Origin of the sequence: Cuspidothrix issatschenkoi CHARLIE-1, assembly GCF_002934005.1 — a bacterium.
GTDB classification, from domain to species: domain Bacteria; phylum Cyanobacteriota; class Cyanobacteriia; order Cyanobacteriales; family Nostocaceae; genus Cuspidothrix; species Cuspidothrix issatschenkoi.
Window position 1 is genome coordinate 1 of sequence record NZ_PGEM01000064.1, and the last position, 21,701, is coordinate 21,701.

At 37.2% G+C, this 21,701-nt stretch carries 19 protein-coding genes and 2 pseudogenes; 15 read left to right on the top strand and 6 right to left on the bottom strand.

The genetic code is table 11. The features are described from left to right. The coding region (locus CUN59_RS09480) for a MerR family DNA-binding transcriptional regulator (RefSeq protein ID WP_133164012.1) at positions 1-247 on the bottom strand (247 nt) is incomplete at its 3' end. Between the two features lie 131 nt (positions 248-378). Here CUN59_RS09480 and cysS point away from each other — a divergent pair. From cysS to CUN59_RS09495, 3 genes are all read left to right on the top strand, one after another. Further along, positions 379-1,833: a cysteine--tRNA ligase gene (gene cysS / locus CUN59_RS09485; protein ID WP_104387619.1), complete on the top strand. Its 1,455-nt coding sequence runs from the start codon at positions 379-381 to the stop codon at positions 1,831-1,833. A gap of 254 nt (positions 1,834-2,087) precedes the next feature. Beyond that, on the top strand, positions 2,088-3,524 hold the full coding sequence (locus CUN59_RS09490; protein ID WP_104387620.1) for a TldD/PmbA family protein: 1,437 nt from the start codon (positions 2,088-2,090) through the stop codon (positions 3,522-3,524). A gap of 174 nt (positions 3,525-3,698) precedes the next feature. After that, entirely contained in the window at positions 3,699-5,048 is a 1,350-nt protein-coding gene (locus CUN59_RS09495) for a TldD/PmbA family protein (protein WP_104387621.1), read from the top strand. A 53-nt stretch (positions 5,049-5,101) separates the two neighbouring features. On the opposite strand, the gene mltA is transcribed toward CUN59_RS09495, so the two are convergent. Together mltA and CUN59_RS09505 are read right to left on the bottom strand one after the other, a co-directional pair. Continuing rightward, positions 5,102-6,358 (bottom strand): murein transglycosylase A, encoded by a 1,257-nt coding sequence (gene mltA, locus CUN59_RS09500; RefSeq protein WP_104387622.1) that lies wholly within the window; start codon positions 6,356-6,358, stop codon positions 5,102-5,104. Beyond that, positions 6,351-7,664, bottom strand: coding sequence for a proton extrusion protein PcxA (locus tag CUN59_RS09505; protein WP_104387623.1), 1,314 nt, complete (start codon positions 7,662-7,664; stop codon positions 6,351-6,353). The genes mltA and CUN59_RS09505 overlap by 8 nt, the downstream gene beginning before the upstream one ends. Positions 7,665-7,719: 55 nt before the next feature. Between CUN59_RS09505 and CUN59_RS09510 the strand changes: the two genes are divergently transcribed. Both CUN59_RS09510 and CUN59_RS09515 read left to right on the top strand, forming a co-directional pair. Next, the gene (locus CUN59_RS09510; RefSeq protein WP_104387624.1) at positions 7,720-9,888 is read left to right on the top strand and encodes a hypothetical protein; all 2,169 of its coding nucleotides are present in this window, start codon (positions 7,720-7,722) and stop codon (positions 9,886-9,888) included. Positions 9,889-9,907: 19 nt separating this feature from the next. Next, positions 9,908-11,023 (top strand): formylglycine-generating enzyme family protein, encoded by a 1,116-nt coding sequence (locus CUN59_RS09515; protein ID WP_104387625.1) that lies wholly within the window; start codon positions 9,908-9,910, stop codon positions 11,021-11,023. Between the two features lie 325 nt (positions 11,024-11,348). On the opposite strand, the gene CUN59_RS09525 is transcribed toward CUN59_RS09515, so the two are convergent. The 3 genes from CUN59_RS09525 to CUN59_RS09535 form a co-directional block, all read right to left on the bottom strand. After that, positions 11,349-11,591 carry a hypothetical protein gene (locus tag CUN59_RS09525; protein WP_104387626.1) on the bottom strand — a complete coding sequence of 81 codons (243 nt, stop codon included), beginning with the start codon at positions 11,589-11,591 and terminating at the stop codon, positions 11,349-11,351. A gap of 302 nt (positions 11,592-11,893) precedes the next feature. Continuing rightward, positions 11,894-12,049, bottom strand: a complete 156-nt coding sequence (locus CUN59_RS09530) for a PIN domain-containing protein (RefSeq protein ID WP_207765395.1) — start codon at positions 12,047-12,049, stop codon at positions 11,894-11,896. After that, positions 12,042-12,293 (bottom strand): UPF0175 family protein, encoded by a 252-nt coding sequence (locus CUN59_RS09535; protein WP_104387627.1) that lies wholly within the window; start codon positions 12,291-12,293, stop codon positions 12,042-12,044. Before CUN59_RS09535 ends, CUN59_RS09530 begins: the two co-directional genes overlap by 8 nt. A gap of 172 nt (positions 12,294-12,465) precedes the next feature. Here CUN59_RS09535 and CUN59_RS09540 point away from each other — a divergent pair, with 172 nt between their 5' ends. The 10 genes and pseudogenes from CUN59_RS09540 (at position 12,466) to CUN59_RS09585 (ending at position 21,591) form a co-directional block, all read left to right on the top strand. After that, entirely contained in the window at positions 12,466-12,822 is a 357-nt protein-coding gene (locus CUN59_RS09540; RefSeq protein ID WP_104387628.1) for a type II toxin-antitoxin system RelE/ParE family toxin, read from the top strand. Then, complete coding sequence (locus tag CUN59_RS09545; RefSeq protein WP_104387629.1) at positions 12,819-13,148, top strand: XRE family transcriptional regulator; 330 nt, start codon at positions 12,819-12,821, stop codon at positions 13,146-13,148. The genes CUN59_RS09540 and CUN59_RS09545 overlap by 4 nt, the downstream gene beginning before the upstream one ends. 347 nt (positions 13,149-13,495) lie before the next feature. After that, positions 13,496-13,819, top strand: coding sequence for a nucleotidyltransferase domain-containing protein (locus CUN59_RS09550; RefSeq protein WP_104387630.1), 324 nt, complete (start codon positions 13,496-13,498; stop codon positions 13,817-13,819). Next, entirely contained in the window at positions 13,816-14,196 is a 381-nt protein-coding gene (locus tag CUN59_RS09555) for a HEPN domain-containing protein (RefSeq protein WP_104387631.1), read from the top strand. The genes CUN59_RS09550 and CUN59_RS09555 overlap by 4 nt, the downstream gene beginning before the upstream one ends. A gap of 625 nt (positions 14,197-14,821) precedes the next feature. Then, positions 14,822-15,631: pseudogene (locus CUN59_RS09560) on the top strand (formylglycine-generating enzyme family protein); the annotation flags it as partial. Between the two features lie 633 nt (positions 15,632-16,264). Beyond that, positions 16,265-17,077, top strand: a pseudogene (locus CUN59_RS09565) (formylglycine-generating enzyme family protein); the annotation flags it as partial. A 353-nt stretch (positions 17,078-17,430) separates the two neighbouring features. Then, complete coding sequence (locus CUN59_RS22640) at positions 17,431-18,720, top strand: formylglycine-generating enzyme family protein (protein ID WP_104387634.1); 1,290 nt, start codon at positions 17,431-17,433, stop codon at positions 18,718-18,720. Positions 18,721-18,848: 128 nt separating this feature from the next. After that, the gene (locus tag CUN59_RS21695) at positions 18,849-19,484 is read left to right on the top strand and encodes a hypothetical protein (protein WP_207765396.1); all 636 of its coding nucleotides are present in this window, start codon (positions 18,849-18,851) and stop codon (positions 19,482-19,484) included. A 57-nt stretch (positions 19,485-19,541) separates the two neighbouring features. Continuing rightward, a complete protein-coding gene (locus tag CUN59_RS09580) occupies positions 19,542-21,131 on the top strand; it encodes a Ycf46 family AAA ATPase (RefSeq protein WP_104387635.1) in 1,590 nt (529 codons plus the stop codon). 85 nt (positions 21,132-21,216) lie between these two features. Next, positions 21,217-21,591, top strand: coding sequence for a DUF1257 domain-containing protein (locus CUN59_RS09585; protein ID WP_104387636.1), 375 nt, complete (start codon positions 21,217-21,219; stop codon positions 21,589-21,591). Positions 21,592-21,701: the final 110 nt, after the last annotated feature.

A 21,701-nucleotide genomic window follows, 5' to 3' on the forward strand; every position in this document is an offset into this window, starting at 1 on the left:
GGTAGAGGGATTGCATATAGGTGATTTGTCTATCAAGGTCATCTCGCTGTTTTGAGGAACTAACCCGACAGTAGCAAATAGTGGGAGTTCTAATTGAATCGCCCCTGATGTATGATTCGACATCGTACAATCTTTGTCCTGCCGGGTTTTTAATGCTTTTGATTTTCCCCTCATCTGCATATCTCCTCAAGGTATTTGGATGCAATCCCAGAAATTCGACCGCTTTTCTAAGTGGTATGTATGCCATAGGGAAAGTATAGCATTAGTTAGTATTAGTTGGCAAATAGTTAACTAGCTAATTTCCCTCTTACTCATCTATCCCCTGACTCGCAACTTACGCTATCATTGCTAATCGTTAGATTGTCCCATTTCTCTATTATGACCCTATCTATTTATAATACGCTTACTCGTAGTCAAAAACCATTTACCACCGTTGAACCTGGCAAGGTCAAGATGTATTATTGCGGGGTGACGGTTTACGACTATTGCCATTTGGGTCATGCTAGGGCGTGTATTGTCTGGGATGTAGTGCGTCGCTATCTACAATTTATAGGTTATAATGTGCGTTATATCCAGAATTTTACGGATATTGATGATAAAATTCTTAAACGCGCACGAGAAGAAAAATCAACCATGGAAGCGGTAGCAGAACGCTATATCGAAGCATATTTCGCAGATATGGCACGTTTGGGAATAAAAGAAGCAGATGAATACCCACGCGCTACACATACCATGAATGGTATTCAAAGATTAATTCATGATTTAGAACAAAAAGGTTTTGCTTATCCGTCTCATGGTGATGTTTATTATGCAGTGCGAAAATTTGATGAATACGGCAAACTTTCAGGACGTAAATTAGAAGATTTACAAGCAGGTGCAAGCGAACGGGTAAATATAGAAGATCCAGAATACCAAAAAAAGAAAGATCCCTTTGATTTTGCCCTCTGGAAAGCTGCCAAACCATCCGAACCTGCATGGGAGTCACCGTGGGGAAAAGGTCGCCCTGGATGGCATATTGAATGCTCGGCAATGGTACGCGATCGCTTAGGTGATACCATAGATATTCATGCTGGTGGCGCTGACTTAATTTTCCCCCACCATGAAAACGAAATTGCCCAATCAGAAGCAGTTACAGGTAAACCTTTAGCCAATTATTGGTTACATAATGGCATGGTCAAAGTAGATGGGGAAAAAATGTCTAAATCTTTAGGCAATTTTACCACCATCCGCGATTTATTAGATCGTGGAGTTGACCCAATGGCATTAAGATTGTTTGTGTTAATGGCACAATATCGCAAACCCATAGATTTCACCGATGAAGCAATTTTAGCAGCAACAAACGGCTGGCATACTATCAAAGAAGGTTTATTATTTGGACATCAACATGGTAAACAATTAGGTTGGGAAAACCTGGAATTAAATAACTCCCACATTGATAAATCAGAAATTGAGAAATTTACCACAGCAGTCAATGATGATTTTAACTTTCCTGGAGGTTTAGCCGTCATTTTTGAAATAGCTAAAGAATTACGTAAACAAGGAAATATAATTGTTCATCAAGGTAAAACCGAAACTCCCACCGATGAATTATTGAAGCAATGGCAAACCCTAGTAACATTAGCAGATGTTTTAGGATTAACCGCCAAACCAGAAACAGAAACTTCTCAACCAGATAGTTTAAGTAATGTAGAAATTGAAGATTTAATTCAACAAAGACAGGAAGCAAGAAAAGCCAAAAATTTTGCCGAATCTGATAGAATCCGTAATGAACTATTAGCTAAAGGAATTACCTTAATTGATAGTAAAGAAGGAACTCGATGGCAAAGAAATTAAATGGTAATATAGCATTGCCATTTGAGTAGTGAACATGATTTGTTTAAACAAACCACAAAGATAACAGAGGTAAAAACAAAAAAGCGGTGTTATAAATTGATGTATTTTAATAACTCTAAACCAATTATGTATGACCACCGCAAAATATCTCTAAAACTCTTTTTCTCTGTGTCCTCTGCGTCATCTGTGGTTCGTTATTCTTTGAATGATGCCTAATTTAGAAGAAATGTAAAAACATATTTTTAATTAACACCATGTGGAAAGAACTAACCAGCGCAATTTCTCACTTAAACATCCCCGCCGACTGGATAGGAATTAGAGCCGTTAAAACAACTTCTACACATCATTATGTCCGTGATGGTTTACCCCAAAATAATGGTAAATCATTAAATATCGGAGCAATGATAGAAGTTATAGTTGATGGTTGTTTAGGTTATGCTGCTACCAACTCCCTAGATATTTCTAGCTTACAAAATGCCGCAGAAATAGCCTATAAACAAGCATTAGCAGCTAGTAAATGGTGGATATATCCAATTAGTGAAAATACACGCCCTAAAGTAGTTGGTGAATATCACTCACCATTTTTAGAACCATTGAACGCCATTACTCCCGGAGAAATAAACGACGTACTAATTCGGATTTGTCAACAACTGCAAATTAACGATAAAATCATTCAAACCACAGCTAGAGTTACCACAGATCAAAAAGAAACTTGGTTTGTCAGCAGTAACGGTTCAGAAGTGTATCAGAAAATTCTCTCTATCGGAAATCATTTTGGGGCGATCGCCAAAGATGGAGATATCGTACAACAACGCACCAACAATGGTCAAGAAGCTAATTATTATCAGGGCGGTTGGGAACTTTTTACAGAAGATAATTTATGGCATCAAGTCCAGAAAGTTGGTGAACAAGCATTAGAATTATTAACAGCCCAAGAATGTCCAAATACCCGCACCAATTTAGTTCTAGCACCAGATCAAATGATGCTGCAAATTCATGAAAGTATTGGACATCCTTTAGAAATTGATCGCATTTTAGGAGATGAACGCAACTACGCCGGCGGGAGCTTTGTTAAACCAGACGATTTTGGTAAATTAAAATATGGTTCACCCCTCATGAATATCACCTTTGATCCTACAGTATCCGGTGAATTTGCCAGTTACGGTTTTGATGATATCGGTGCTGTAGCTACTAAAGAATATGTGATCAAAGAAGGAATTTTACAAAGAGGTTTAGGCAGTTTAGAAAGTCAAGCCAGAGCAAACTTACCCGGTGTTGCTTGTGCCCGTGCTTGTTCTTGGAATCGCCCTCCAATAGACAGAATGGCTAACTTAAATCTAGAACCAGGAAACGCCACCTTTGAGGAAATTATCTCAGGAATAGAACAGGGTATTTACATGGAATCTAACCGTTCTTGGTCAATAGATGATCAACGTTATAAATTTCAATTTGGTTGCGAATATGCTAAATTAATTGAAAACGGTAAACTCACCAAAACCCTCCGTAATCCCAATTATCGCGCCACCACACCAGAATTTTGGCACAGCTTAACTCAAGTTGGAAATAATCACAGTTGGGAAATGTATGGTACACCATATTGCGGCAAAGGAGAACCCAACCAAGCCATTTTTGTAGGTCATGGTTCACCAGTTTGTCTATTTGCAAATGTGGAAGTTTTTGGTGGTGGTTAAAGGATCAATAATATCCCCGACTTCTTCTTTCGATCCTGTCAATAAATTATCAATGATTTAAAGTAGGTTGGGTTAAGTGACAGCACAACTCAACAAAAAAATTGATAATTTATTGATCCTTAATTAAGGCTAAAATAAACAGAATTAAATATTGATCCAGAAACAATTTAAACAATGAAAATCGAAGAATTATCAACTTTAGAAAAAAACTTTGATCACCTGATCGAAAATCTCCTGTTTAAAAAAGCCGAGCATGAACATTTCACCATCAGACTCAACGGTGAAAAAAGCCAATTTACCCGCTTTAATGGTGCTAAAGTTAGACAAACAGGCTGTGTTCATGATGGGTGGATACAACTGACATTAATTGCCAATCAACGTACTAGTTATCGTCAGTTTCCCTTTACTGGAAATTGGGATATAGATTGGAATTTAGCATACACAGCTTTACAAGAATTACGGGATGAATTACCACTATTACCAGTTGATCCTTATTTAGTCGTACCATCAGGAAATAATACTAGCAGAGAAGTACATATTGGTAAATTACTCACGCCTGAAATATTAGTTCCCAGTATTCTCGAAACAGTTGCTAATTTAGATTTTACAGGAATGTATGCCGGGGGAATTGTTATCAGAGGTTATGGTGATTCTAACGGACAAAAACACTGGTTTGCGACCGATTCATTTAACTTAGATTATTCCTTATTTATACCATCAGGACAGGCTGTAAAAGGAACTTTCGCCGGCAGCGAATGGAATGAAACTGCTTATATAACAAAAATAAATGATGGCAAACAACAACTAGAAATGCTATCTCGTCCAGTCCAAGAATTATCAAAAGGACAATACAAAACCTATTTTGCTCCTGCTGCTGTAGCTGATTTATTGGGTATGCTTTCCTGGGGTGCTATTAGTGAAGCCAGTATTCAACAAGGTAATAGTGCTTTGGCCGCTTTATCACATCAAGAAAAACAACTTTCTGACAAATTTACTTTAAAAGAAAACTTTCAAGGTGGTTTAGTCCCCAGATTTAATAATTTAGGAGAAATAGCTCCAGCAGAATTAACATTAATTGACCAAGGTAGTTTAATTAATAGTTTGGTTAATTCTCGCACAGCTAAAGAATATAATAAAACTGCTAATGGTGCGAATAGTTCAGAAACCTTACGTTCTCCAGAAATTAGCCCCGGTAATTTGAATTTTGAGCAGATTTTACCTAGTTTAGATACGGGATTATATGTTTCTAATTTACATTATTTGAACTGGAGCGATCGCCAAACAGCCAGAATTACAGGTATGACCCGTTATGCTTGCTTTTGGGTAGAAAAAGGCCAAATAGTTGCCCCCATTGCCAACCTCCGCTTTGATGAAAGTCTCTATCGTTGTTGGGGAACAGAAAATCTAGTTAATTTAACCAACTTCCAAGAATTTATTCCCGAAGTTGGAACTTACGAAAGCCGAGAATTAGGTGGTAGTTTAGTTCCCGGTATCTTAGTAGAAGATTTCACATATACCTTGTAGAAGTTTTCAGTAACAAATCTTTTTCAAAAAACTAGTATATGATGATTGATGTGTTAATTCTGGGGTTTCAGTAAGAGATAAAATAATTGTCCATTACTGACTGTGACACCTGCCCTTTCTCCGGGGGAGTCACCTGTTCCTAAATAGTAATCTACTCTACCCGCGCCTTTAATTGCGCCACCTGTATCTTGATCTAAAACGTAACGACTAACAACCCGATATTCCATTTTATTACTCTTATTAATGTAGGGAAAGGGAGCGCGAATTAAGGCTAAAGCACCAGGAGGCATGAGGGATTTATCGGTAGCAATAGAACGTTCGGGAGTGAGTGGTACACTAATAGAACCTTGGGCGGGTTGTCCGTGGGTTTCTTGAAAAAATACGAAACTTTGATCGCGGGGGATATAAATATTCAAATCCTGGGGATATTTGCGGAAGTAGTCGAGAATAATTGGCATAGTTAACCCTTCTAAAGGTAATTTACCATCATCAACTAATGACCTGCCTAAACTTCTATAATTATAGGCTGTGTTACCTGCATAACCGATGGTTGTTTGAGTTCCATCTGTTAGTTTTAGTCTGCCTGAACCTTGAATTTGAATCATATAAGGTTGGAGACGATCTTTAAACCAAAATAACTCTAATCCTTTTAATTTTCCTTTACTACTTTGTAAACCATCTGCACCTTCTAATTCTAATCTGGTGGGATGGGGTTTTGCCCAAGATTCTAAATCAGGTGGATAACGATAAGCTGGATAACGAAACTCTTTGGTAGGTTGACGACTGGCTAAATATAACGGTTCATAATAGGCAGTAAATAAAACTGTTCCTTTCCTATCTCTGCCTACAGATTGATAAAAAACAAATTCTTTTTCTATGGCTGCGTGTAGTTCTGGGGCTGATTTTGTAGCAATCAACAATTGGCGAAATCTTTGCAAGCTTTGAATGACTCTTTCTCTGGTAATTTCTGATTTTTGATAAGCCTTAATTGCCCTTTGTGTCTGCAAATATTTAAGACTGTAATCTATTGATTGTAACAGAGCTTTCTTATCTGCAATTTGATCATTTTTATCATCATAAATTGCCTGATCTAAACAAGAAATATCTTCTTGACAGCAAGTAATGGGTTGTCTAGAAATTAGTACGGGTAATTTCTTGTTGTTGTTAGCTAATGGGGGTAAATTCCATTTTGCTAACCGACATTCTGAGGCGGCAAGTTCTTGATTGGGAAGTGGTTGTATTCCCACAATCAAACTAACCATAAATACGGGTAAGCTAATAGTAATATTAGCAAAAGATTGGCTATTCATTCATGTTATGGTAGGTAGCAACGGCGGAGGGTGAAATCCGATTTAAGTAGCGGAAAATCCAATATTTGAATATGGTATCTAAAATTACGGGAAATGTGGCAATAAATAGGAAAATAAAATCACGATTGGCTGGTAATCCCCAATGGCGTGATATACCTTCTAAGATGACTTCCCAACCGTGGGGAGAGTGAAAGCCGACAAATACATCGGTAAATAAAATGATAATAAATGCTTTGGCACTATCACTTAAACCATAGACTACATGATCAAAGAACTCTTTTAAGACGGCGATAGAAGGTTTACTAATTAGTAATAGCCAAGTGAAAGTAATCACAGCGCAAATATCAGCAAATACATTTTTGATGGCATTAGCACTTTCTTTGCGAAATTCTTCTTTTACTTCCTGGGCTTTTTCTCTCATTTTCAGTTCTAATTCTTCATGGTTTAGAGGAGGGGCATTATTAATTAAGGCTTCAAATTTGATTTTTTCTTCAAATCTTTGTAATGCTAATAGTCCTTCTTCTTCCATTTCTGAATTGAGGAAAACTTCTACTGTTTCCTGATGCCGAAAGTGTTCTACTAATGGTCCAACTAGCAAGGTTTTAGAGACTTGATGAGTTAGCAAAGGAACAATAATTAGTAAGAGAATCAATCGAATAGAGATAATACTTCTTTGTTGTGCTTCACGAAAGTTTTTAACTACATCTTGTTCGGAATCTGGATCTAATTCTACTTGTAGCCTGGTGATGGTGCTGAAAATTGAACGGGGTAAAAGACTTGTACTATTGGCTTTTCCTCTAGATATATTGGGGTTGATTATATTTGGTTTTTTGGGAATAGATGGTGGGGAATTAACTAAATCTTTAGAAACTTTAACTGGTGGAGAATTGATATTTGTAAAATTCGTGTTTAGATCCTGATAAATATATTTGTTGGTAATTTGATCAATAAATTCTAGTTTCTCTAAAATTACGGCTGGACTAGAATATTCTATGCCGAATTTGAGGGCGGCTTTTTGTTTAGATTCATTGGCAAACCAACGACTAGTTTTAAATTCTGTCAACCGCATTCTGACAGTTTTTAATAACTTTTGTAAATCTGTTTGAAAATAATCCATAACACTGGAGCTGTGTATGGTAAATTCAGGGTCTATTTTGTTACCATTAAAATGTTTATCTTCAATTTCCTTAATCTGTATAGCTGCTTGATAGGCTGTATCTAAAGCCCGTTCTGGTGTTAATAGATACCGTTTGTAAGCAGCCAGCAAAAAAGGGTATATTTTTTGGCTAAACACTGTATTCTCCATCTTCGAGGATTATCTGGCATTATCCCATTATTAAACTTAAGTTAACGCAAGAACCATGATTTCTGATTCTCTTTGGATTTTTGGTACTAGTCGTAGTGGTAAAACTACTCGGTTGGTTAACCATCTTGGTACTTGGTTACAAATTGTTAATCAAGGATCTGATTCATTTTATAATAAAAATATTCATAATTCCCTAACTCAATCTAGGATTAAGACTACAAACTTTCCCGAAAGAGAATTAGGTATTTTATTATTAGCTGCTAATGATGATAAACGACGAGAACTAGCTGATTTAGTAGCTAATTTAACATTAGGAAAATATCCCCTTCGTGTCAAAACTGCTTTGGGGTTTTTTCAAGATGAGGTAATTTTATTTTGGCCGTTATTAATTGATTCTTTATTAATCAAAGCTCAATTTCCGGTAAGATTGCGTCCAGAAACAGAACAAGAATTAGCAACAAAACTCTGGAGTTCTCAATTAGATGGGGCAATTTTGCGGCGTGTTGGTATAAATGAGTATCGTTTAGTCAGACGTATCCTGGATTTATGGCAATTAGCAGCTTATAGCGGTGTATCCTGTGAAGATATTCCCCAAATATTGCATAGTGGTTTAGAAAATGATCCTAGCAATTTAGATCCAGAATTTTTGGGTGATTTACTACTAAATTGGCGCAATTGGTGTTTAGAACGAGGATTATTAACTTATGGGTTAATTACGGAACTTTATCACCAAAAATTATTGACTCATGGTAGCTATCAACAGCACTTGCAGCAACGTTATCAGGGCATCATAGCAGATGATGTGGATGATTATCCGGCGATCGCTGCTAATTTATTTGAGTCTTTGTTAGATAGTGGGGCGGTAGGTGCTTTTAGTTACAATCCAAATGGGGCGATACGCTGGGGTTTAGGTGCAGATCCTCAATATTTACTCAGATTATCCGCTCGTTGTCAAGTAGAAAATTTAACTAATCCACCTGCCAATAGTTTGGGCTATATTTTGACTAATCAAATGGTAGAATTAGTCACACAGCCTATGACAATGTTGAGTTTACCCAGTTGTGTAAAACCTATTCAAACCAATTCCCGCGCCCAGTTATTACGGCAAACAGCCGAGATGATTATTGATGGGGTAAAATCCGGGGAAGTAGGGGCGGATGAAGTAGCGATTATTGCACCGGGTTTAGATGCGATCGCTCGTTATACCCTAGTAGAAATACTTACTAAACAAAATATTGAGGTTACATCTCTCAACGAACAACGCCCTTTAATTAGTTCGTCCGTAGTTAGGGCATTACTTACCCTCATGGCGTTAGTTTATCCTGGTTTGGGGCGGTTAGTAGATCAGGATGGGGTGGCGGAAATGTTGGTGGTATTGAGTCAATATCAAGGCGAAAATACTGGAGAAAAGGAATTTTACCATTCTAAAATAGATCCGGTGCGGGCGGGGTTAATTGCTGATTATTGTTTTGTCCCTCACCCGGAAAACCCCGATTTATTACCAGTCAAAACCTTTGAACGCTGGGATAGAATTGGCTATATGGCCACAAAAGCCTATGAAGAAATATTACAATGGATTGCCGAACAGAGGCTGAATTATGAACAGCGTCCTCTCCTCACACCCATTTTTCCGCTCTATGAAGCGATTCAAAGGTTTGTATGTAATAATCGAAATCCTTCTTACCAAGAATTAGCAGCATTAAGAGAATTACTAGAAACTGCACAACATTATTGGGAAATAGATACACGTTTAAAAGAGACTGATTCTTTGTTACTTTCCATCCATACACCACAGACCCTTAGCATTACCATTGCAGAATTTATTCAACTGCTGCGACGGGGGACAATTACCGCTAACCCCTGTCCAGTGCGTTCTATCGGTAGCAATCAAAAATCCGTGACTTTAGCTACAGTATTTCAGTACCGTGCCAGTCGTAAAAATCACCGTTGGCATTTTTGGTTAGATATTGGTTCACCACTGTGGGCTAAAGGTGGTGCGGCTACGTTATATGGTGCTAACTTATTTTTACGGGATAGGTTAGGACAACCTTGGACAGCAGCAGATGAAGAATTAGCAGAAACAGAAAGACTAGAAAGAATTGTTGCTGATTTATTGGCCCGTGTATCTGATAAACTCTATTTATGTCACAGTGAATTGGCTGTAAATGGACAGGAACAAATTGGACCTCTGTTACCTTTAGTTCATTCCTGTGAGGCGGTATGAAACCAACTATTAACCAATCATGAATAATCCCCAACAACCGCGAGAATACGATGCTGTGCTTGGTGGTAATAGTCCATCAATGGAAGGTGCGGCGGTTTTAGGTGGAATTGAAGGGGTAAAATTACGGTTACAAAATCCAGATACAAAGGTGAGAATTGCTGCACTTGAGCAAGCATTGAATTATGGAGAACAGGGTTTAAATTTAGTAATTGCAGGTTTAAATAATGAATCTGTAGAAGTTCAAATCCAAACTTATCATATATTAAATTCTCGAACAGAACTAAAAGCTAAACAAGCAGCATCAAACTTTAATCCTCAAGGTTTAAAACTAGAACAAATTGAAGTAGTAACAGTTAATAAATTTGGGGAAATCATTCAGCGTCAGCCCCGTGTAGCTAGATATTTTATAGAAGATTTGGCTAATGGTGTTAATTTAGAAATGGCTGCAATTCCTGGTGGTAGTTTTATGATGGGTTCACCAGAAAATGAAATAGGAAGACTTTCTTATGAAAGCCCTCGGCATCAAGTTACAGTTCCTAGTTTTTTTATGGGAAAATATCCAGTAACACAGGGACAATATCAAGCTGTTATGGGAATTAACCCTTCTCGTTTCAAAGGTAGTAATCGCCCTGTTGAAAGAGTTAGTTGGAAGAATGCAGTTACTTTTTGTAAAAAGTTAAGCAAAAGGACAGGAAACACCTACAGACTGCCAAGTGAAGCCGAATGGGAATATGCTTGTAGGGCGGGAACTACCACACCTTTTTATTTTGGTGAAGGTATTACCCCAGATTTGGTAAACTATAATGGTAATTATACTTACGCTTCTGCTCCTAGAGGTGAGTATCGTGAGGAAACCACAGATGTAGGCTCCTCTCCCCCTAACGCTTTTGGTTTGTATGATATGCACGGGAACGTCTGGGAGTGGTGTTTGGATGATTGGGTATATAGCTATGATAACGCGCCTACAGACGGTAGTGCTGTGACAGTTTCAAGTAACAAAAAGTTGCTGCGCGGTGGTTCCTGGCTCAACGATCCTGACGGTTGCCGTTCGGCGCGTCGTTTTTATGCTGTTGCGGGTTTCGGCTACTATGACCTCGGTTTTCGTCTTGTGTGTGGTGCTGAGTGGACTCTGTAGTCCTTTGCTTTTCCCTTTCCCCTCGTCGTCAAGCGATCATAGGACTTACGCACGTTCTATTTTGCGTAAGTCCTGGATCAATTTTTTGGTCTGAATCTGGATAACCAGGATTAAAGGATTAACAGGATAAAAGTCATATCGTCCTCCATTATCAATTAATAAAGGGATTTTCAATCTTTAGTCCAGTAATTCCTTTAAAATCACCGACATTTCTTGTTACTAAAAATGCGTCTTGATTTATTGCTGTAGCTGCGATAATTGCATCAGGAAGCTTAATTTTATATTATCAATCTAAGAATAATATTAGTATCAAGTAAATAGCTTTTCATATTCCTCTATCATCATAAATATTTTCTCGACGTAGTGCTTCATCAGGAAGATTAACAGAACTTTGAGGAGCTTTTTCTATCCACTCTTGCCAAAGTTTTAATCTTTCTTCAGAGGTTAAAGGCTTTTTAGTCTGTCTGTTTAAATCCTGATAAATTAACCTTTGTTGGAAAAGTTGTTTTTCTTCGGGAGTTAATTTTAACACAATTTCTACAAGGGAATCAACAAGTTGTACATTCATAATTATTTATGTCATTTACTAGTTTATAGGCAATATTACACTGTATATCAATTATAGACCCTAAACTGTCTGAATCAGGATAACGAGGATTATAGGATTGACAGGATGTTTATTACAAAATTTATTTAGTCCGTTTTAACGGACTTTCGCTATGAGACTGGGAATTTATTCCCAGGCGGAGGATAATGCTTCACGAAGTATAATATTTTGTCAGAATCAGGATATTCAGGATGATAGGATTAACAGGATTTTTATGGCTAAATTTATTTAGTCCGTTAAAACGGACTTTGGTTATGAGACTCTTAATTTATTCCTTGATTTTTGCCAACCGCTAATTCTTCAATTACCGCAGGAGGTGTGATAACTTCTCCATACAATTTTTGCAGTAGTCCTAAATGACCAACTTGATGAAGATATAGCAGAGGAGAAGTATTGACAATCACTAAAGAATCAGGCATTGTTAACATCTTGTTCTAATTGTTCAGAAGTTAAAGAAAAGGGAGAAACTTGATAACGTCCTAAAATTGTTAAAAACTCTACCCGTGACATTCCCGCTAATTGTGCTGCTCTTCCTGATGAAAGTTTACCAAGTTCAAAAAGTTTCACTGCTGCTAAAATTTGTATTTCTCTAGTCAGACTTTCTGGAGTTTCTTTGAGACTAATTAAGATTTCTTCAGGTATTTCTAAGGATACGGTACTCATAATATGATTCTCTAATTGAGTTTAGGGTGTTGATTAATCTTTATTATATTATAGTCAGAATCAGGATACCCAGGATGATAGGACTAACAGGATAATTATTTGATGATTACTAGAGGTGAATAATTAACTTTTTGTCAGAATCAGGATAACATAGAATAAGTTAAACGAATTTATGGAATGGAATATAATATTTGATCCAGATTTTAGAATTTGGTTTTATCAACAAGAACAGGGATTTCAAAATGAAGCATTTGCTGTATTAGGTATTTTAGCAGAATTTGGACCCGGTTTAGGAAGACCAAGAGTTGATACTTTAGAAGGTTCTGGTTTTAAGAATATGAAAGAACTGCGTATTCAACATCAAGGAGAACCTTGGCGGATTTTATTTGCATTTGATCCTAAAAGACAAGCGATTTTATTAGTTGGAGGTAACAAAGCTGGTAATAAAAAATGGTATAAAGAAAATATTCCCATAGCAGATAAACGGTATAGAGAATATTTAGAGACACTCAAGGAAGAAAAATTATGAAAAAATATACAACTTTATCTGAAGAATTAAATCAACTTTCTCAAGAAAGAAAAGAAATTATTGCTGCAAGAACCTCTGAAATAAGGTTAGAAGAAATTACGCTTCAACATTTAGGGGAAAAACTGGGTTTATCACAATCAGAATTAGTTGCTAGTTTGGAGTTATCCCAAAGAGAAATATCTGATTTAGAAAGTGGACAAAGTTTAGAATTAAATACACTGCGTAATGTTGTTAATGCTTTAGGAGGAACTATGGAAATTATTATTAAACTTCCTAACAAAGAACCTATTATGATGAATTTGTCTGATAGCGAAGCGTCGCGTTAGCCATATCAGGATACCCAGGATGATAGGATTTACATGATGGTTATTTGATGGTTAATGGCTGGTGTTTATGTATTTATTCTGACATCTCACTTTAGGAATATTTACTTTTCTCTATCCTAATCATTAACAACTAACGAATAATTAAAAAATCATATCCTGTACATTCTGATTCAGAGAATAATAGGACTTACGCAAGATGTAGCTGAAACCCTTATTCTTCTGTAGGGGTAATTCATGAATTACCCCTACTTTCGTTCTGTTGTGCGTAAGTCCTGAATAATATGCTATTTTGAATATAGGATACATCAAAGTAACCATTAACTCAGAGTAATTGTTGATTAAAAATTATGCTAAATCAACCTATTTCCACAATTTTAACCCAAGTACAGCAAAACTTAAAACAACTTTATGGAGAACAGTTAGAAAAACTAATTTTATATGGTTCACAAGCTAGAGGAACAGCACAACCAGATTCAGATATTGATATTTTAATTGTGTTAAAAGATGTTTTTAACTATTCTCAAGAAAGTGAAAAAATTAGTCAATTAATCGCTGATTTGTGCCTAGAATATAATGTTTTAATTAGTTGTGCTTTTGCTAATTCTGAACAATTAGAAAATCATAATAGTGGCTTTTTTCGTAATGTTAGAAAAGATGGTTTAGTAATATGAATCCTGAACAACAAAGATTGTTAGAAAAAGCTGAGAGGAGTTTACAAGCAGCAGTGGAACTTAACCAAAAAGGTTTTGCTGAATTTGCTGCTTCTCGTGGTTATTATGCCATGTTTTATATTGCTACGGCTTTTTTAGAAGGGGAAGGACTAGCTTATTCTAAACATTCGGCCGTTATTGCTGCTTTTGGAGAAAAATTCGCTCGCACAGAAAGAGTTCCTCGTGAATTTCATCGTTATTTAATTGATGCAGAAAGAACTCGTTTACGAGGTGATTATAATACTGATCCTAATATTACAGAAGATGATGCGGATCTGATTATTCAAAGAACTATAGAAATTCTGAATTTTGCCAAAGCCAATATTGATTCTTTGTAAATTGAGGCTATTTTGTCAGAATCAGGACACCCTTCGGGAAGTCAAAAGTCAAAAGTCAAAATTTTACATTTGTCTGAATCAGGATAACCAGGATTATAGGATTGACAGGATTGTAATTTGATGATTGATAGATGAGATTCATATATTTATTCTTCTATCTCACTTCATAAATATTTATTTACTTTTATCTATCCTAATCATCAACAACTTACCAATAATCAAACAATCACATCCTGTACATTCTTAAATCCTGGACATCCTGATTCTGACAATAATATGCTATCTTAGATACGGCATACATAAAACCCATCATTAACGAATCATGAATAATCCACAACAACCGCGAGAATACGATGCTGTGCTTGGTGGTAATAGTCCATCACTGGAAGGTGCTGCCGTTTTAGGTGGTATTGAAGGGGTAAAATTGCGGTTAAAAAATCCAGATGCAAAGGTGAGAATTGCGGCACTTGAGCAAGCTTTGAATTATGGAGAACAGGGTTTAGATTTAGTAATTGCAGGTTTAAAGGATGAATCTGTAGAAGTTCAGATCCAAAGTTATCATATATTAAATTCTCGAATAGAACCAAAGGCAAAACAAGCAACTTTTAACTTTAATCCACAAGGTTTAAAACTAGAACAAATTGAAGTAGTAACAGTCAACAAATTTGGCGAAATTATTCAGCGTCAGACCCGTGTAGCTAGATATTTTACGGAAAACTTGGGTAATGGTGTTACCTTAGAAATGGCTGCAATTCCTGGTGGTACTTTTATGATGGGTTCACCGGAAAATGAGGAAAGAAGAAGTAGGTATGAAGGGCCACAACATCAAGTAACTATTCCAGGTTTCTTCATAGGGAAATATCAATTGACACAAAAACAATATCAACCGATCATGGGGAGTAACCCTTCTTACTTTAAAGGTGAAAACCGCCCTGTGGAAAGGATTAGTTGGAATGATGCGGTTAAATTCTGTGAACTGTTAAGCCAAAGAACAGGAAAAAAATACACCCTACCCAGCGAAGCACAATGGGAATATGCTTGTAGAGCCGGAACTACCACACCTTTTTATTTTGGAGAGACAATTACAACGGATTTAGCTAACTATCGTGGTAATTCTTACGCTTCTGCTTTTAAAGGTGAGTATCGTGGACAAACTACAGATGTAGGCTCTTTTCCCCCTAACGCTTTTGGATTATATGATATGCACGGAAACGTCTGGGAGTGGTGTTTCGATGATTGGGTAGATAACTATAATAACGCGCCTACAAATGGTAGTGCTGTGACAAGCTCAAGTAATTACAAGTTGCTGCGCGGTGGTTCTTGGCTCAACGCTCCTGATTATTGCCGTTCGGCGTGTCGTTACTCTTATGGTGCGGGCTTCGGCAACTACCGCTACGGTTTTCGTGTTGTGTGTGGTGCTGCGCGGACTTTGTAGCCCTTTATACTCTTACCCTCTTGCCCTTTACCCTCTTTTCTTTTCCCTTTCCCCTCCCTGTCAGGCGATCAATTTTTTTGTCTGAATCAGGATAACCAGGATTATAGGATTGACAGGATTGTTATTTGATGATTGATAGATGAGATTCATATATTTATTCTTCCATCTCACTTCATAAATATTTATTTACTTTTCTCTATCTTAATCATCAGCAACTCACCAATAATCAAACAATCACATCCTGTACATCCTTAAATCCTGGACATCCTGATTCAGACAATAATATGCTATCTTAGATACGGCATACATGAAACCAACTATTAACGAATCATGAATAATCCACAACAACCGCGAGAATACGATGCTGTGCTTGGTGGTAATAGTCCATCACTAGAAGGTGCTGCGGTTTTAGGTGGTATTGAAGGGGTAAAATTGCGGTTGCAAAATCCAGATTTAAAGGTGAGAATTGCGGCACTTGAGCAAGCTTTGAATTATGGAGAACAGGGTTTAGATTTAGTAATTACAGGTTTAAATGATCAATCTTGGGATATTCAAAATGCCGCTTATTTAATATTAAGTGACAGAACGGAACCAAGAATTAAGCAAATATTACAAAAACCTAATCAACAAGGTTTAAAACTAGAACAAATAGAAGTAGTTACAGTTGACAAATTTGGGGAAATCATTCAACGACAGCAGCGTGTAGCCAGATATTTTATAGAAGATTTGGGTAATGGTGTTAATTTAGAAATGGCTGCAATTCCGGGTGGTACTTTTATGATGGGTTCACCAGAAAATGAAGCGAAAAGAAGGCATAGTGAAAATCCTCAACATCAAGTTACTGTTCCAGGTTTCTTCATGGGAAAATATCCCGTAACACAGGCACAATATCAAGCTGTTATGGGAACTAACCCTTCTTATTTCAATGGTAGTAATCGCCCAGTTGAGAGCGTTAGTTGGAATGATGCGGTTAAATTCTGTGAACTGTTAAGCCAAAGAACAGGAAAAAAATACACCCTACCCAGCGAAGCACAATGGGAATATGCTTGTAGAGCGGGAACTACCACACCTTTTTATTTTGGAGAGACGATTACAACAGATTTAGCTAACTATGATGGTAATTACACTTACGCTTCTGCTCCTAGAGGTGAGTATCGTAGACAAACTACAGATGTAGGCTCTTTTCCCCCTAACGCTTTTGGATTATATGATATGCACGGAAACGTCTCGGAGTGGTGTTTCGATGATTGGGTAGATAACTATAATAACGCGCCTACAGATAGTAGTGCTGTGACAAGACTAAGTAATGAAAAGTTGCTGCGCTGGGGTTCTTGGTTCGACCATCCTGGAAATTGCCGTTCGGTTTGTCGTTTCTATGCTGATGCGGGCTTCGGCGACGACTTCAACGGTTTTCGTGTTGTGTGTGGTGCTGCGCGGACTCTGTAGCCCTTTATACTCTTACCCTCTTGCCCTTTACCCTCTTTTCTTTACCCTTTCCCCTCGCCGTCAGGCGATCAATTTTTTTGTCTGATAGCGAAGCGTGGCGTTAGCCATATCAGGATAACCAGGATTATAGGATTGACAGGATTGTAATTTGATGATTGATAGATGAGATTCATATATTTATTCTTCCATCTCACTTCATAAATATTTATTTACTTTTCTCTATCCTAATCATCAACAACTCACCAATAATCAAACAATCACATCCTGTACATCCTTAAATCCTGGACATCCTGATTCAGACAATAATATGCTATATTAGATACGGCATACATGAAACCAACCATTAACTAATCATGAATAATCCACAACAACCGCGAGAATACGATGCTGTGCTTGGTGGTAATAATCCATCAATGGAAGGTGCTGCGGTTTTAGGTGGTATTGAAGGGGTAAAATTGCGGTTGCAAAATCCAGATTTAAAGGTCAGAATTGCTGCACTTGAGCAAGCATTGAATTATGGAGAACAGGGTTTAGATTTAGTCATTGCAGGTTTAAAAGATGGATTTCTAAAAGTACAATTACAAGCTTATTCATTATTAATAAATAGAACAGATATAAAAGCTAAACAAGCATCATCAAACTTTAATCCTCAAGGTTTAAAACTAGAACAAATTGAAGTCGTTACAGTCAACAAATCTGGTGAAATTATTCAGCGTCAGCCGCGTGTAGCTAGATATTTTATAGAAGATTTGGGTAATGGTGTGACATTGAAAATGGCTGCAATTCCTGGTGGTACTTTTATGATGGGTTCACCAGAAAATGAAGCAGGAAGATATGATAAAGAAAGTCCTCAACATCAAGTTTCTATTTCTAGTTTCTTTATGGGTAAATATCCCGTGACTCAAGCACAATATCAAGCTGTTATGGGGAATAATCCATCTCGCTTCAAAGGTAGTCAACGACCTGTTGAAAAAGTAAGTTGGAATGATGCGGTTATATTCTGCCAAAAGTTAAGCCAAAAAACAGGAAAAAACTATAAGTTGCCCAGTGAAGCACAATGGGAGTATGCTTGTAGAGCAGAAACTACTACGCCTTTTCATTTTGGTGAAACCATTACCACTGATTTAGTAAACTATGATCCATATCCTTCAGCCCGCAAAGGTGAATGGTGTCAGCAAACCACTAATGTAGGTTCTTTTCCCCCTAATGCTTTTGGTTTGTATGATATGCACGGGAATGTGCGGGAATGGTGTGAAGATAGCTGGCATGATAATTATATAAATGGCAATACTTGGAATGCTCAAACTAATGCTAAGGTATTGCGCGGTGGTTCTTGGTATAGTATAGCAAGGGATTGTCGCTCGGCTGATCGCATTAGGCATCTACCTAATTATCGTCGCAATCACTGTGGTTTTCGCGTTTTCTTATGCCTAAGCGAATCTACACAAGAAAATAGGCAATTAGAAGTACAAATAAAACAATCGGACGAAACAGAAAAAAGATGGCAGGAAATATATGACTATGACTATGAAGATAATTATATAGATGACTATGACTATGAAGATAGTTATATGGATGAATATGAAGATATAGATCAGGAAATATATGACTATGACTATGAAGATGATGATTATGACAGATAAGAATATTCATCCAATTACATCCTGGACATCCTGATTCTGACAATCTTAAAATTATGTAAACAAATAACCAAATTCCCTAAATATGCTATTTTATATACAGCATACATGAAACCAACCATTAACGAATCATGAATAATCCACAACAACCGCGAGAATACGATGCTGTGCTTGGTGGTAATAGTCCATCACTAGAAGGTGCGGCGGTTTTAGGTGGTATTGAAGGGGTAAAATTGCGGTTGCAAAATCCAGATTTAAAGGTGAGAATTGCTGCAATTAAAGAAGCTTTCAATTATGGAGAACAGGGGTTAGATTTATTAATTCAAGTTGTAAAAGATAAATCTTTAGAAATATCAACGGACTACGAATATAAGCAAAAGGTAAAGGAAACATCGCGTTATTGGTATAAAACGTGGAATATAGACTGGGATTATTATAATAAACTTCCAGAAGAAGAAGAAAGACGATGGGAAGAAGAACAAAGACAATGGGAGGAACAAGATAGACAGTTGGAAGCACAAATAAAACAATGGGAAAAAGAAGAAAGGGAACGAGAGGAACAAGAAAGAGAATGGGAAGCACAACAAAGAGAATGGGAGGAACAAGATAGACAGTTGGAAGCACAAATAAAACAATGGGAGAAAGAAGAAAGGGAACGAGAGGAACAAGATAGACAATGGGAGGAACAAATAAAACAATGGGAAGAAGAACAAAGACGATGGAAAGAAAAATGGAATATGGACGATGAATACAAATACAATATCTAAAATATCAATAATATAGATAACAAAACCCCTATAAACTAACCCCCCTATTTATACATAATGAATAACCCCCATCAACAACTACTCCAACAAATAGACCTCATGCTTCGCGCCCGCTATCCCCTACTATATATAGTCGGAGTCGAAGAAGAACCAATAGAACAAGTCCTCCAACAACTCACCCAAATATCCCAGACACCACGACAACTATTATTATGGGATATCGTCACCGGTTGGGATGACAACGGAACTGATAAAGGTTCAGTCATGGGTGCATTATCAAGAATTACCAAAACCTCAGAAAATACAACCACAATTTTCGTATTGCGAGACATTCATTTTATCCTCAAAAACTCCGAAACAGAAAAAAATGCTCCCGTAATTCGTGCCATCAAAAACCTCACCCGTCAACTCAAACGCACACGCCAAACCCTCATCCTCACCAGTCATATATTAACCATTCCCCCAGAACTACAAGAAGAAATTACAGTAATTGATTTTCCCTTACCCAATATCGAAGAAATAGATTATTTAATTCAGCAATTAATAGTCCCCGAAAAACTTAACTTAAATGGACTGGGAAAAGAACAATTAATCAAAGCCTGTCAAGGATTAAGTCGCGCTAGAATTAGAAGAGTTTTAGCCGCCGCTTTAGCAGCAAAAGGACAAGTCAACGAAACAGATATTGATAGAGTTTTAGAAGAGAAAAAACAAGCAGTTCGCCAAACCGGAATCTTAGAATTTTACACCGCCAATGAATCATTAAAAAATGTCGGCGGTTTAGAAAATCTCAAACAGTGGGTGCGAATGCGTCAAGATGCTTTTACCGAAGAAGCACGACGTTATGGCATACCCAACCCCAAAGGCGTTTTATTAGTAGGAATACAAGGAACAGGAAAATCATTATCTGCCAAAACTATCGCCCATGAATGGCGTTTACCATTGTTACGTTTGGACGTGGGCAGATTATTTGGAGGCATAGTGGGAGAAAGTGAAAATCGCATTCGCCAAATGATACAATTAGCAGAAGCAATTTCACCCTGTGTATTATGGATGGATGAAATAGATAAGGCATTTGGTAATATTAATAGTGGTACAGATGGTGACTCTGGAACATCGCGCCGGGTATTTGGTACACTCATTACCTGGATGCAAGAAAAAACCAGTCCGGTGTTTATGGTGGCTACTGCTAATAATGTGCAAATATTACCAGCAGAGTTATTAAGAAAAGGGCGATTTGATGAAATTTTCTTCTTAAATTTACCCACGGAAAAAGAACGCCATGATATTTTTAAAGTCCACCTGCAAAAAATCCGTCCTTCCCGACTGCGAGATTTTGATTTACAGAAACTCGCAAGTCATAGCGAAAATTTTAGCGGTGCGGAAATTCAACAAGTAATTATTGATGGTATGCACCGCGCTTTTGGTAGTTTAATTGATGGAAATAGGCGGGATTTTAATACAGAAGATATTTTAGCGGCGGTATCGGAAACTGTTCCTTTGGCGGCTATTGCTAAGGAACAAATTACCAGTTTAAAACGCTGGGCTGCGGAAGCTGGGGCAAGAACTGCTTCTATTGATACGCTGTTAATTGAGGAGTTAAAGGTTTATTCTCAGCAGCAAGGTTTGGGTCCTTTGGAGGTGGATTAAATAATAATGGAAAATGAACCACGAAGGAACGAAGGAAGCGAAGAGAAGAGGTTTTGGAGAGTTTTTTCATAGGAGTTATTTTTTTATGTCTCATTTTACAACTATCAAGGTGCAAATTAAACAGGGTGAAGTTTTGCTTCAGGTTTTGCAAGAGTTAGGTTATCAAGTTGCACAAAATACTCAAGTTCGGGGTTATATGGGTGATACAACTAATGCTGAATATGTGATTAAGCAATCTAATGGTTATGATTTGGGTTTTCGTAAAAATGGAGAAAGTTATGAATTAGTGGCTGATTTTTGGGGTGCGAAAATTAATCAGCAGGAGTTTATTAATAATATTAGTCAAAAATACGCCCATAAAACTTTGATGGAAACCATACAAACGGAGGGTTTTAATGTGGAAGAAGAGGAAGTTTTAGCAGATGGTACGGTGCGGGTTGTGGTTGGTAGATGGGTTTAAATAAGAATAAATAAGATCCCCGACTTCTGACCTTATTTACTTATTTACAGGACTTACGCAAAATAAAGAATCAGGGTTGCAGTTACATTTTGCGTAAGTCCTAATTTATT